The 462-nt window shown below is 71.6% G+C and carries 1 protein-coding gene; it reads right to left on the reverse strand.

Annotated features, from left to right (window positions below; translation table 11 throughout):
• Positions 1–74 precede the first annotated feature (74 nt).
• Positions 75–462, reverse strand: a 388-nt coding sequence (locus IH13_RS0133495) for an enoyl-CoA hydratase-related protein (protein ID WP_031090468.1), incomplete at its 5' end; no start/stop codon positions are given.

Raw genomic sequence — 462 nt, forward strand, 5'->3', positions numbered from 1 at the left:
CCCGCCGATGCCGATCGTCATGCCGCTCTCCAGGCGGCCGACGACGTCCTCGGCCGTCATCGTCTTGTCCTGAGTCACGCCTGCCGCTCCTTGTCCGTGCCGAAGGTGTCGCGTACCCGGTCGGCCACCCCGCTGAGGTTCGCCTCGAAGGTGAAGCCCTGCTCGAAGCGGTAACTGCGGCGCACGTCGACGGGGTCGATGCCGTTGATGGCGGACTTGGCCAGCCGGATCAGGTACCCGTCCTTGGCGGCGATCTCCCGGGCCAGCGCGAGGGCGGCCCCGGCCAGCCGGTCACGCGGGACCACGCTCCACACCGAGCCGTGCCGGTGCAATTCGTGCGCCGTCACCGTGCGCGAGGTGTAGTACAGGGTCCGCATCAGGTGCTGCGGGACGAGCCGGGCCAGATGGGTGGCCGCGCCGAGGGCGCCCCGGTCGAGCTCCGGCAGGCCGAAGGTCGCGTCG

It is taken from the genome of Streptomyces sp. NRRL WC-3549 (assembly GCF_000721935.1).
Taxonomy (GTDB): domain Bacteria; phylum Actinomycetota; class Actinomycetes; order Streptomycetales; family Streptomycetaceae; genus Streptomyces.